Source organism: Petrachloros mirabilis (assembly GCF_975968855.1).
In genome coordinates this window covers 1-11,548 of record NZ_CDLUDY010000101.1, presented here as the reverse complement: position 1 = coordinate 11,548, position 11,548 = coordinate 1, and the positions used below count along the sequence as shown (strand labels likewise).

The 11,548-nt window shown below is 55.6% G+C and carries 11 protein-coding genes; 6 read left to right on the top strand and 5 right to left on the bottom strand.

Annotated features, from left to right (window positions below; all coding sequences use genetic code 11):
* Positions 1–308: 308 nt before the first annotated feature.
* On the bottom strand, positions 309–1,601 hold the full coding sequence (locus tag ACWVCN_RS04155; protein ID WP_455244255.1) for a four helix bundle protein: 1,293 nt from the start codon (positions 1,599–1,601) through the stop codon (positions 309–311).
* A gap of 45 nt (positions 1,602–1,646) precedes the next feature.
* Complete coding sequence (locus ACWVCN_RS04150) at positions 1,647–2,468, bottom strand: formylglycine-generating enzyme family protein (protein WP_455244254.1); 822 nt, start codon at positions 2,466–2,468, stop codon at positions 1,647–1,649.
* Between the two features lie 135 nt (positions 2,469–2,603).
* On the opposite strand from ACWVCN_RS04150, the gene ACWVCN_RS04145 reads away from it, so the two are divergent.
* Genes ACWVCN_RS04145 through ACWVCN_RS04135 form a run of 3 tightly spaced genes read left to right on the top strand, consistent with a single transcriptional unit; the run spans position 2,604 to position 5,777 of the window.
* Complete coding sequence (locus ACWVCN_RS04145) at positions 2,604–3,044, top strand: VOC family protein (RefSeq protein WP_455244253.1); 441 nt, start codon at positions 2,604–2,606, stop codon at positions 3,042–3,044.
* A gap of 52 nt (positions 3,045–3,096) precedes the next feature.
* The gene (locus ACWVCN_RS04140) at positions 3,097–4,725 is read left to right on the top strand and encodes an MBL fold metallo-hydrolase (protein WP_455244252.1); all 1,629 of its coding nucleotides are present in this window, start codon (positions 3,097–3,099) and stop codon (positions 4,723–4,725) included.
* 32 nt (positions 4,726–4,757) lie between these two features.
* A complete protein-coding gene (locus ACWVCN_RS04135; RefSeq protein ID WP_455244251.1) occupies positions 4,758–5,777 on the top strand; it encodes an NAD-dependent epimerase in 1,020 nt (339 codons plus the stop codon).
* 61 nt (positions 5,778–5,838) lie between these two features.
* Here the strand turns inward: ACWVCN_RS04135 and ACWVCN_RS04130 are convergent, their stop codons facing one another.
* Together ACWVCN_RS04130 and ACWVCN_RS04125 are read right to left on the bottom strand one after the other, a co-directional pair.
* Positions 5,839–6,399, bottom strand: a complete 561-nt coding sequence (locus tag ACWVCN_RS04130; protein WP_455244250.1) for a hypothetical protein — start codon at positions 6,397–6,399, stop codon at positions 5,839–5,841.
* Positions 6,400–6,506: 107 nt separating this feature from the next.
* Positions 6,507–7,256 (bottom strand): HAD family hydrolase, encoded by a 750-nt coding sequence (locus ACWVCN_RS04125; protein WP_455244249.1) that lies wholly within the window; start codon positions 7,254–7,256, stop codon positions 6,507–6,509.
* 141 nt (positions 7,257–7,397) lie between these two features.
* Here ACWVCN_RS04125 and ACWVCN_RS04120 point away from each other — a divergent pair, with 141 nt between their 5' ends.
* A complete protein-coding gene (locus tag ACWVCN_RS04120; protein WP_455244248.1) occupies positions 7,398–9,398 on the top strand; it encodes a cation:proton antiporter domain-containing protein in 2,001 nt (666 codons plus the stop codon).
* A gap of 24 nt (positions 9,399–9,422) precedes the next feature.
* On the opposite strand, the gene ACWVCN_RS04115 is transcribed toward ACWVCN_RS04120, so the two are convergent.
* Positions 9,423–10,511 (bottom strand): Rieske 2Fe-2S domain-containing protein, encoded by a 1,089-nt coding sequence (locus ACWVCN_RS04115; RefSeq protein WP_455244247.1) that lies wholly within the window; start codon positions 10,509–10,511, stop codon positions 9,423–9,425.
* A gap of 275 nt (positions 10,512–10,786) precedes the next feature.
* Between ACWVCN_RS04115 and ACWVCN_RS04110 the strand changes: the two genes are divergently transcribed.
* Both ACWVCN_RS04110 and ACWVCN_RS04105 read left to right on the top strand, forming a co-directional pair.
* On the top strand, positions 10,787–11,317 hold the full coding sequence (locus ACWVCN_RS04110) for a DsrE/DsrF/DrsH-like family protein (protein ID WP_455242472.1): 531 nt from the start codon (positions 10,787–10,789) through the stop codon (positions 11,315–11,317).
* A 29-nt stretch (positions 11,318–11,346) separates the two neighbouring features.
* Positions 11,347–11,548: sulfurtransferase TusA family protein (locus ACWVCN_RS04105; protein ID WP_455244246.1), on the top strand; the 202-nt coding region annotated here is incomplete at its 3' end.

The window sequence follows — 11,548 nt, the reverse complement described above, 5'->3', positions numbered from 1 at the left end:
TACAACGATACCGTGCTGGGCTTCAACAAGTCGGGCAAGGAAGTGGCGCGCATTCAGGTCGAAGAGCCGATCTACATCAGACCTGCAGAACGGGTCACCTGGTTGTAAGATCGCGGCCGTGAGACGGTGGGGGCCGGTGAACCGGCTCCCACCCCTTACGGGTGGAGTTCATCCCGTCGCACACCATGATGAGTGCGCCGGGTCGAGCGAGCTTGGTATGGCCGAACGCGTGACCTGGCTGTAAGCGACAGCGAGGCCGAGCGTCTCAGCGGGGCGGGGTGCCGCAAGGCATCCCGCCCTTGCTGTTTCTAGGAATCCCCGGTGGAAGGCAACGACAGCTTGGCCTGTCGGAGGGCGTACACCTGCGCACTCAATTCTTTGAGCAGCACGCCCATCTTGGGGTGAGAGGGCTCAAAGTCCACGGGGAGATTGTAGTGCTTGAGACGTTCGCTGGCGGTGGGACCGATGGAGGCGAGCACGAGCTTGTGGCAGGCCTCTTTGAACGGTTCGACCGCGCCATCCTGTTCGACGACTTGCATGACATGGTCGATCTGCGCGGCGTTGGTGATGAGCAAGACGTCGATCGTGCCTTGCAGAATTTCTGCGATGGCGGTCTTGAGCGGGCCTGTGTCCGCCGGGAGGGCCCACCGATAAATAGGCACGGCGAACACCTCGGCCCCCCGCGTGGTGAGATCCTCGATAATCTGGGGATTGGACGTGCCGTATTCCTGAATGGCGATCCTCAGCCCGCGTACGGGACGGTAATAGTCCAGCGTGGCGATCACATCCTGCCACGTATTGGGTTCCGGCACGGTGATCTTGGCTTCCACGCCGATGGCTTTGAGGGCGGCGAGGGGTTTCGGGCCTCGGGCGACGATGATCGTCTTGCGCAGGGCCTCAATAAGTTCGGCCAAGGGATAGCGGGTTTGCAGGACCTCGAGCAAGGCTTTGGTTCCGACGCCGGTCATTAAGATCAGGATGTCGATTTGCTGGAGAATCAGTTTCACGCCGAAACGGAAGACGCTGCCATTGTTCTGAAGAGGGATCGGAATCTCGCGCAGAGCAGGGACAACCAACGGGAGGCCTCCGTTCCGTTCGATCAGCCGCGTCATTTCGTCAGCCATGCGGCTTTCGAATGACAACACGCGCAGCCCATGAAAATCTTTTGGCAGCGTGGGGGGCTGACGAGGCTCTTCGGGAAACGGAGTTTGGGGCGTTTGAGATTGAGGGTGGCCTGTCGCAGAGGGCTTATCCGGTTCGCAGCAGATCGAGAGGAGCGCGAGGATTTCCGATGCCTCTTCCAGAAGAGGCTGGATGGATTGATCCTGGGTTGGGCTTGCTGCGGCCAGCAGTTCGAGCCAAAAGACGCAGTCGTCTGCGTCTCCCGAGGCGAGATTCCGGTTACGGTGGAATTCGTCTTCTGACCAGGCGCGCGCGAGGGCTCGGCAATTGACGGCCAGCGTGGTGGCCGACTTTACGAGCGGTGTTTGAATCGCGCTGAGTTCAGGGGTCTTGGGGAGAGTGCCGAACAGCTTGAGGATTCCGATTGCAAACTGTTTCGTCTTCGTCCTGAGTTGATCCGTTTGGTCCGAGCCGTTCATGCCACGGTTCTACCATGACGATAAAAAGTTACTCAGCGCAAATGATTATTTCGCATTATGAGCGCACCGGAAGCCGGTTGACTCGTTCCTGATGCCGGGATCGCTTTCGATGCGCGTAAATATCCTGACAGTCGGCGTTTCAACCTGCCAGCCGGACCCTCGAAGGACACGCCCCTTTCCAGTTTCAGGCCCCTTGGGGTTCTTGGCCGGGCTCTTTTCATAGTAATGGGCGTCGTACCAGTCGTTGACCCATTCGAAGACGTTGCCGGCCATGTCGTAGACTCCATAAGGGCTCTTACCCGCTTCGTAGCTCCCGACCGGCATCAAGGTCTTTTCTCCGATCCAACGCTGATTGTAGTTGAGATGCTTGTTGGTGGGCTCGACATTGCCCCATGGAAATCGCCAATCGTTGTTGCCCTTAGCGGCCTTTTCCCATTCCGCTTCCGTCGGGAGACGCTTGCCGGCCCAGCGGCAATAGGCGTCCGCATCAGCCCAGTCCACGTTCACCACAGGGCGATCGGCGATCGTTTCCGTGATAGCGTCGCCTTGCCAAAGATTTCTGGTGGGATTGTTTGGATTTTGAGGGATACGGTGCCCGGTGGCTTTTACAAACTCAAGATAGCGGGCGTTTGTCACTTCGAACTTATCGATGTAGTAAGCATCCAGATGAACTGCATGTCGCGGATACTCGTCTCTCCCGCCGTCGCGATCGCCTGCCGGCACGCCCATGGGAAATGAGCCGGCCGGAATCAAGATCATCGGGGCTCCGTCCTTGGTGGAGGGTGCGGAATCTGCCGCTTGAAGATTATTCAAGGGACTGATGAGAGCGATAGTGAGGACGGTGTACCGTATCAAGCCGAATCGCATGAAAGGCTCCTTGGTTTTGGTCAAATAATCGACATCGTACCACAGCGATCAACCTGTTCGCAGCTTGATCATTCCGGCGAAATTCGAATTGACGGAGATCCGGAGGTCCCCTACTATACGGGACGTGAGGGAGAAATGAGCGTTCCAGCGCACCGTGGTTTCCGGCATATTGCTTTGAAGGTGACAAACCTTCCCCGTTCGCAGGCCTTTTATGAGCAGTTGCTCGGCATGAAGGTCGTCTGGCAGCCGGATCCCGACAACGTGTATTTCAGTTCCGGATCGGACAATCTGGCATTGCACCAAGTGTCTCCGGAGGAACTGCCTGTCTATCGGACTCCGGCTGCGCAGTTGTTGGATCACGTAGGTGTCATAGTTGATAGTCCTCAGGCTGTGGATCGGATGTACGAGGAGATCGCGCCGACGCTTGCCTCGATGGGAGGAAAGATTTTAAAAGGCCTCAAACAGCATCGAGACGGGAGCTATTCGTTTTATTTCTCTGATCCGGACGGCAATGTCATTCAAGCTCTGTATGAACCGACAATCAGCAAGCTCGAATGGGTGAAAGGTAAGACATGAAAAATACACCGTCCCTAGTTGTCGCGCCCATTCCTTCCTACTGCTGGATTTCATGAAGATCTGGGATAGCCTCCCAAGAAATCATTATGTCAGTCTCGCCCCCTGGTGTTGGGTGCAGTTGGAGAGCGGCGAAGCGCCGGGGCCTTTTCCTTTTGTGGCCGGCGTCGCACCCGAAGTCGTTGCCTGTCTGCACGAAGCCCATAGCCTCCTTGCCAGCTCCATCGATACAGCCATCAGCGACGTCTTTTCCAAGCGGGCAGCCCTTGACGACCCTGATCGGCAGCGGCGCTTGGAAGACGCGTATGCGGAGTTGGTGAATGCACGGCCGTATTTGAAGCAGCACATCAAGTGTGGTCGCAAGCCGGACGGCTCCTTCCAGTGGGAATTTCCGACCGATCCGACGAAGTCGTCGACGGTTACAAACGGCGGGCTTCGCATTTTCCACTCGGTGAAACGGCAGGCTATTCCGATTGGCTTCGATCAGCGTCATCTCGGTCCGATGGTAGGGAAGGTTCTCGGCATGTTGGATGGGACCCACCAGACCGACGAGCTTAAGACGGTCGTAACCTCGGCACCGCGTGAAGCCCAATCGGTACTTATAAGGCTGATGGAATCGTTATATCAGTATGAATGCCTTCGTACCTCGCCCGAGTCGACCACGCGGAAACATTGGTTCGAGATCGTACAAGATCGGGATACTGTACATTTAGGCCACGCGGCGTTGCTCTATCGCCAACGGGATCATGTCCTTCTCTTCGACCCGTGGCTGCTGCCCTGGTTTGCCGAGTCCTCTGTGCCTTCATTGTGGGGTTCGCTGCTCCCCAAGCCCGCGGCAGTGTTCTTGACGCACGATCATGATGATCACGTGGATCCGCGGACGTTGCTTCATTTGCCCAAAGAGACGCCGATCATCATCCCCAGCCGGCGCAATAAGAAGAAGCTCTTCTACGATTACCATTCGCTGTTGCGTGAATTGGGATTTGGACGAATCGTGGAATTGGCCCATGGAGAAACTTGGCCGTTTGAAGGAGGCACGGTCGTCTCGGTGCCGTTCTATGGGGAGGATCCCTGCGACTTGGAGATGCCGAGGAATTGCTACCTGATCAGCGATCGCGGGTATAACGTCCTTGTCCATGCGGATAGCGGACCGACGAATGAAGGACAGTCGGCGCTCAAGGAGCACATCATCGAGCGGATCGTTGATAAGTATGGACCGATCCCTCTGGTTTTGGCTTCGCAGCAACAATTGTTGGAAATCCGGAGCCTTGCTGCTCATGCTCCTTTGTCTAATCCCGGAAAGTGGCTCGACGTCGGTGAAAACGGGTATTTGACGAATGAATACTTGGCAGAACTCTGTGCCACCGCGAAGGCCAGATTGTTTGTTTCTTACGCGACAGGCGGTGCCGACTGGTATCCGGATCACCTCTCGTTCATGTTCAGCCACCGTAATCCGGCCAGAACCGCGCTCCTCACCGCCCATTGGCAACCGCCGGAAAAGCTGAAAGACCTTCTCTCGCCCCTATCATGCGGGTATCATTATGCGCGGGCTCTCGATGTGTACCGGGGGACCAGTGATGGAGGGGTCGAGGTCAAGTCCACGGGAAGTGCCCTGGAGCCGTTGAACCTGTACCGTGCCGAGTACGGTGACCCGGCCTTCATGAAGGCAGGCGGCCGGGTTTAACCTGCACGGTTTCTCACCAACGAGGACAGCTTATGACCACAATTCCGCTGACGCTCGTGACCGGCGTGGCCGGGTTCATCGGGTTTCACGTAGCGAAACGGTTGATGGCTCGGGGAGATCAGGTGATCGGACTTGACAACCTCAACGAGTACTACGATGTCCGTCTCAAAGAAGCCCGTTTAGCCCAATTGATGCCGGCGAACGGCTTTCAGTTCATCAAGCTGGACCTAGCGAATCGCCAGGGGATGAGGGATCTCTTCGAGGAGTACCCGATCACCCGGGTTGTACACCTTGCCGCGCAAGCCGGCGTACGCTATTCGCTCGTCAACCCCCACGCTTATACGGACAGCAACATCGAAGGTTTCATGAGCATTCTTGAAGGCTGCCGCCATCGGAAGGTCGAGCATCTCGTGTATGCCTCTTCGAGTTCCGTCTACGGCGGTAACACCCGTATGCCGTTTTCGATTCACGACAACGTCGACCATCCGGTCTCACTCTATGCCGCGACCAAAAAGGCCAATGAGTTGATGGCCCATTGCTACGCCCACCTGTATCGTATCCCATGCACAGGGTTACGGTTCTTCACGGTCTACGGGCCTTGGGGAAGGCCTGACATGGCCCTCTTTATTTTCACGAAAGCGATCTTGGAGGGGAAACCAATCGAAGTCTTCAACAACGGGAAAATGCAACGTGACTTTACTTACATCGACGACATCGTTGAAGGTGTCCTTCTAACGCTCGACCACAAAGCCGGACCGGATCCTGCATGGTCGGGCGACAAACCGGATCCAGGTACCAGTTCGGCACCGGCTCGGATTTATAACATCGGGAACCACCAGCCTATCGAATTGTTGCGGTTCATCGAGGTATTGGAACAGGCATTGGGTATGAAGGCGGAAAAGAAACTGATGCCTATTCAGCCCGGCGACGTGCCTGCGACCTATGCCGACATCAATGATCTTACCCGTGATGTCGGATTTACACCATCCACTCCGATCGAGGTTGGGATTCCGCGGTTTGTGGAATGGTATCGGAAGTTCTACAAAATATAACGGAGGCCCCAGGATTCTTGCATCCTGAAGCCCCCGATCCCCCATTCAGATATAAGAACGCTTAGGGACAACCGATAGGTACGAACCCTTGTCCGAAAATTTTGGACAAGGTCAAATAGCGGCTGTTGTCGTAGAACGAGTAGCTCGGGCCGCGCTGATTCTGCGCTGTCAGGTCTCCCCCGTACGAAGGATCCGATCCGAACGCAAAGCCACCGCGTGTTTTCTGGTTAATATTCAGCCATTCACCGTACATCGAACAGATCTGCGCTTGCAGGGACCCTGATGATGCCACGCTTGCGTGCCAATCCTGCGCCCAATCGGGCACATTCTGCTCTACGCCGGTCAAGCCGGGCTGAGTCCGGTGATACGGAATCGTGCCTGCAGCAGGACGGTGGGTCGGCATATTGTCTAGCGAGGGGACGATGGAAAGGGGCTTGAGGTCCATGAGCTTGCAGCCTGAACGTTCCTTGTTTGTATAGATCGACGTGCCGTCCGCCTGGGTACATTCCCACATCCGGACGGGATCAAAGTTTTCCGTTATTTCCGTATCGGCCAATGCCGTGCTCAACGGGACGACGAGCGCGGTTGCCGCGACCAATGAGAAGAATGTTTGTGGCCGCATAATGTACCTCCAGTGATGCTGTATGAAATAACGCATCGCAAACCTGATGTTTTCGAGCAACCCCAAGGCTGCTGACACCCTATGCCAGCGGCGCTGAATGCGTCTATTCACCTTTGGAGGGGGGTCCTGCTAATCGGGCTTGAGGGGGAAAATCGGCTCTGCTGGCCGATTTGATCGATTCTGAGGAACAGGTCAGCCAAGGTGCTGGCTTCTAAGTTTGGAAGAACATAGTCGGCTTCGCGAAGGTTATCAGAAGGATAAGTCGTGGCCAATGCAAGGACGTACATGCCGGCTCTTTTGCTGGAACGGATGCCGGCGAGGGAATCTTCTACAGCCAAACATTCCATCGGCTCGATCCGGGGTGCACCAGGTGCGTCGGTATTGAGTCGTTCGCAGGTTAAACTATAGATCGCGGGGTCAGGTTTCCCGGTCGGACAATCTTCTGCTGACACAACCAGCTCGAAGTCCTGTTCGATGGGAGTTCCGGCTAGCGCCGCGTCGATTTGCTCTCGTCGGCCGCCGGACGCTATGGCGATTCGATATCGGCGTTTTGCTTCTTTCACAAACTCAACAATTCCCGGGAAAAGCACCGGTTTGTGGAGTGCCGTGTGGGTGCGGAATAGATCGGCCTTCCTCTGCACGATGTGCAACAGCAGCTGCTCATCACAACTTCCATCGCGAGCGGTGAGGAGCATCCTTGCGCATGTTCGCTCGTCCATCCCCAGGTATGTGCCGTAGTATTCGTCTTTGGCTAGATGCAAGCCTGCCTCGGCAAGTGCCTGCTGAAAGCAGATGATGTGCGGGCTTTCATCGTCGGCAACGACGCCATTGAAGTCGAAAATGATGGCTTTGATCATGGTTGCACACTTTACTGTACTGGACTGGAGAAGCTGCAACAAGCAGTCGTGCCTTGTTCGATTCCTCACGGTGGGGTATCCTCCGCACTGCGCTCGTAAAGGGTGAGCGCGTAAGAGGTTAGGAGCTCGAAGAATTCTCCCATGACCGATTACAATGTGCTCGGCAATCTGCTCATCATCTTCGCGGTGTCCATCGCCGTCGTCTTCCTGTTTCATCAATTCCGCCTTCCGTCTATTGCAGGCTTCTTGGTCGCCGGTGCGCTCATAGGTCCAAACGGACTGAATCTCATATCGGACATAGCTATAGTTCAAGTACTGGCGGAAATCGGCGTCGTGCTCCTGCTCTTTACGATCGGCATCGAGTTTTCTCTCGTCCAATTGGCTTCCCTGCGCCGGCTGCTGTTTATCGCAGCGCCTCTACAAGTTGGAGGCGTATTACTTGTCGCCTGGCTTGGAGCGCTTGTGGTGGGGTTGACGTGGCGAGAGGGGATTTTCTGGGGGTTCCTGTTCTCGCTCAGCAGTACAGCGATTGTTTTGAAGGCCCTTGCCAACAAGGGCGACAGCGATTCGGTTCACGGCCGCGCGACGATCGGCATCCTTATTTTTCAAGATCTTGCTGTCGTGCCCATGATGTTGCTTACGCCAATTTTGGCCAGTCAGACTGATGGAGCCGGCTTACCGATTCTCTATACATTGGGCGAGTCCATCTTGGTCGTTGGGCTCGTAATCGCAGCTGCCTGGTACGCCGTTCCGAAACTCTTGGAGCATATCGTCCGCAGCAGGAGCCGCGAATTATTTCTTCTGACGGTCATTGTGCTCTGCCTGGGTATCGCTTGGTTGACGTCGTTGGGCGGATTGTCGTTGGCGCTTGGGGCATTTATAGCCGGATTGATCATCTCAGAGTCAGAATACAGCCACCAAGCCATGGCTGAAGTGCTGCCCTTTCGAGACAGTTTCAACAGCCTGTTTTTCGTATCGATCGGGATCTTGATGGATTGGCGGGTTTTGCTCGGCCATCCGCTGTTGGTGCCAGCTCTCCTGCTGGCCATTCTCTTGATCAAATTTGTCGCAGGATTTGGTGCATCTCTCGCGGTGGGTATACCTCCCCGTTCAGCGGTCATGGTGGGCGTGGCATTGGCCCAGGTAGGAGAGTTCAGCTTCATCTTAGCCCAACAAGGACAGGACAGCGGTTTGCTCCAAGGGGACCCTTATCAGTTATTTCTGGCCGTTTCAGTCCTCTCAATGATCGTTACGCCGTTTTTAATGCAATGGTCTCCTTCCGTAGCCCGTCGTGTCGAAGCCGTTCAGCGACTCCATCGCTGGCTTCCAAGTCGGACGGAGGCTCATGTGCTTCAGGTCGAAGGAAAGCATATCCGTCTGAAAGACCACGTGATCATCGTCGGCTACGGATTGAACGGAAGGAACCTCGCTCGTGTGCTGGGCGAAACGGAAATTCCCTACGTGGCTCTCGATCTCGACGGAGACACGGTGCGCCGTGAGTCGCGGCACGGAGTGCCCATCTATTTTGGAGATGCCACGAATCCCAACGTGCTCCATCACGCGAGGATCGAGGACGCCAAGGTGTTGGTTGTCGCGATCTCAGATCCTTTTATTACGAGGCGCACGGTTCAGGTAGCCAAGGGGCTCAATCCGAAAATCAGAATCGTCGTCAGGACACGGTATCTGCGTGAGCTGCAAGAACTGCATGATTTGGGAGCCGACGACGTAGTGCCGGAGGAATTCGAAACCTCGATCGAAATCTTCGCGTTGGTCCTGAGGACATACAATCTGCCGCAGGAGTTTATAACCAGGAAGGCTGAACAGGTGCGGAGGGAAGGGTATGCCTTGCTCCGGCGTAGCGAGTTGCCTGAACTGGCTCACCATCTTCGCGGAGGGACACTCACGGACGCGGAAGTCGAAACCTGCCGGATCGACGATGATTCGCCAGCGGTGGGGAAGACCTTTGCGGATCTTTCGATTAGGCCTCGCTCAGGGGCCTCTGTGATCGCGCTGACGAGGAGCGGCGTGACGGAATCTAATCCATCGATTAAAACGAAACTGAAGGCTGGGGATATCATCGTGCTGCTCGGGTCGCGTGCGCAAATTCGCCGGGCAATGAGTCTGCTCTTGTCGGGTTATTAGCCGTCCCGCACACCTCCGCATGCGCTAGCTTTTCCAGCGGAGGGTCACCCGGCCTTTAAGAGGATGTTCCAGCGGCTGACCGGTTTGTACGGATGCCACATAAGCGGCTTTCAGTTTGTAGTACCACTTGGCTGGAGTATCGGCATCGTCGATCAACATAAGTGCCGGCTTGTAACGCAGTCCCACTGCCTGACGTTCCATAGCTTGTCTATCCTGTTTCATGAAGATATTGGCAAAGTAGGTAAAGAGGGTTTTTGAAAATGGAAGCCAGCTCAATGCGTTCCATGCGGCGCAGAAATCGATGCGACATTGCTGATCGGCTGTCGGAGTGACGGTGGCCCTGGTGGAGACGAACATGCTGCCGCACTGCACAAATTCGAAACGCTGGTTGGGCAACACGAAATCGATCGTCGTCGTGAGCGGCCCACCATAGAACAGATTCAAAAGCTTGTAAGGGCCGCTATTCTTCGATGGTGCGTGCGGGACCATGCGGAAGCCGTTTGGAATCGGTTCAAATGTTTTAGCCTTTTCATGCATGCTCGCCTGAGTGCGCCACCAGGAGCTTTGATGCACGAAGGGGCCGTGGGCCGGGTCCATCAGGCCGACAATCCCGTCGTCGATCGTGCAGTCCAGCACCGCCGATATTTGAATCATCCGGTAGGGAGATGATGGCAAGGGAAGCGGAGGGATTTCAGGAACCGCCTGATTCGGGTGTTGCGGATCAGGGATGAACACCCAGATGTACCCGTCCCGTTCACGGCATGGATAGGTTGTCACCCCGATTTTGTCAGGCTGGATTGATGATCCTTCTATCAAAGCGGGGATGGATCGGCAGCGGCCTTTGCTGTCGAAGCGCCAACCATGATACGGGCATTCCACACAGTCGTCCCGCATCTGACCAAAGGAGAGCGGCATGGCACGATGGGGACAGATATCGCGCATCGAAGCAACCTCACCGCTCGAAGTCCTGCAGACGAGAATCGGGAGTCCCAGCATTACGGTGCCCTTGATCTTCCCGGCTTTGAGGTCGGTGCTCCGGCAAGCCGGATACCAGAACCCGAGGAGGGGGGCACTTTTCGACGGTTTGATTTCCGTAATTAACTCTGAATTCATAGAGGGGAGAGGGTACGAAAGAGGACTAGCCCGAACTGCTGTTGTATCGCGTACGTGACTATAACGACAGGGTTCAACCGCGTCAAGCACGGGAGCGAACGGATATATAGGGTCTTCCCCGCAATAGCTCTCTATTCTCAGACAGAGGAAGCGGCCGGCCGGGTTCTCTGCCCCCTATTATCCCTTTTCTTGACATGAAAAAGAGGCGGAGACTATAGTCAAAAACTGTTGCAAATTACCTCATTCCTGCAACCTTGATCAGAGATGGGGGCACCATGACGACGACACAAATGGATCCAGCGGTTGCCTTAGCCGATCTTCAGGCCTCGAAGCCGGAAAAAGTCACGATCGTTCTGCTCAGCGGGGATTTAGACCGAGCCATGGCCGCGTTTATTATTGCGACGGGTGCGGCGGCGATGGGAATGCAAGTGACGATGTTTTTTACCTTTTGGGGCCTCAATACAATCCGGAGGAAGGGTGCCACGAGTTCCGCGAAGGATTGGCTGCGGCGGATGTTTGGCGTCTTGAACAAGGGAGGCGCCGAGAGCCTGCCGCTGTCTCGTTTTCATTTCGGTGGACTCGGGACCAAGATGATGCAGACGGTCATGAAACAGAACCGGATGCCTGGTGTCCCGGAGCTTATGCAGACCGCGCTGGATCTCGGTGTGCGGTTTATCGCCTGCACCACGACGATGGGACTCATGGGTATTACCAAGGATACGTTGATTGAGGGGATTGATCAATTTGCAGGGGTCACGACTTATCTTGCAGAAGCGAAGCAGGGTAGCGTGAATCTCTTCATCTGAAAGGCGAGAGGTCTGAGGTTAGAGGGGCGATGTTCTCCCTATTGGCGAAGGCCTCTCACCATGTACCAGGAGTTCAATCGATGATACATGCGGATGTAAAGCTCGATACGCTCGGGTATTTCTGCCCGATGCCGATCATCATGACGTCAAAAAAGATCAAGGAACTGAACCTCGGGCAAGTGCTTGAGGTCGTATCCGATGACGAAGGGATCAAGAAGGACATGCCGGCCT

Excerpts from the sequence above, each read along its gene's own strand:
- ACWVCN_RS04155 (WP_455244255.1), bottom strand. The coding sequence starts at position 1,601 with ATGAACGGCTCGGACCAAACGGATCAACTCAGGACGAAGACGAAACAG.
- ACWVCN_RS04150 (WP_455244254.1), bottom strand. The coding sequence starts at position 2,468 with ATGCGATTCGGCTTGATACGGTACACCGTCCTCACTATCGCTCTCATC.
- ACWVCN_RS04145 (WP_455244253.1), top strand. The coding sequence starts at position 2,604 with ATGAGCGTTCCAGCGCACCGTGGTTTCCGGCATATTGCTTTGAAGGTG.
- ACWVCN_RS04140 (WP_455244252.1), top strand. The coding sequence starts at position 3,097 with ATGAAGATCTGGGATAGCCTCCCAAGAAATCATTATGTCAGTCTCGCC.
- ACWVCN_RS04135 (WP_455244251.1), top strand. The coding sequence starts at position 4,758 with ATGACCACAATTCCGCTGACGCTCGTGACCGGCGTGGCCGGGTTCATC.
- ACWVCN_RS04130 (WP_455244250.1), bottom strand. The coding sequence starts at position 6,399 with ATGCGGCCACAAACATTCTTCTCATTGGTCGCGGCAACCGCGCTCGTC.
- ACWVCN_RS04125 (WP_455244249.1), bottom strand. The coding sequence starts at position 7,256 with ATGATCAAAGCCATCATTTTCGACTTCAATGGCGTCGTTGCCGACGAT.
- ACWVCN_RS04120 (WP_455244248.1), top strand. The coding sequence starts at position 7,398 with ATGACCGATTACAATGTGCTCGGCAATCTGCTCATCATCTTCGCGGTG.
- ACWVCN_RS04115 (WP_455244247.1), bottom strand. The coding sequence starts at position 10,511 with ATGAATTCAGAGTTAATTACGGAAATCAAACCGTCGAAAAGTGCCCCC.
- ACWVCN_RS04110 (WP_455242472.1), top strand. The coding sequence starts at position 10,787 with ATGACGACGACACAAATGGATCCAGCGGTTGCCTTAGCCGATCTTCAG.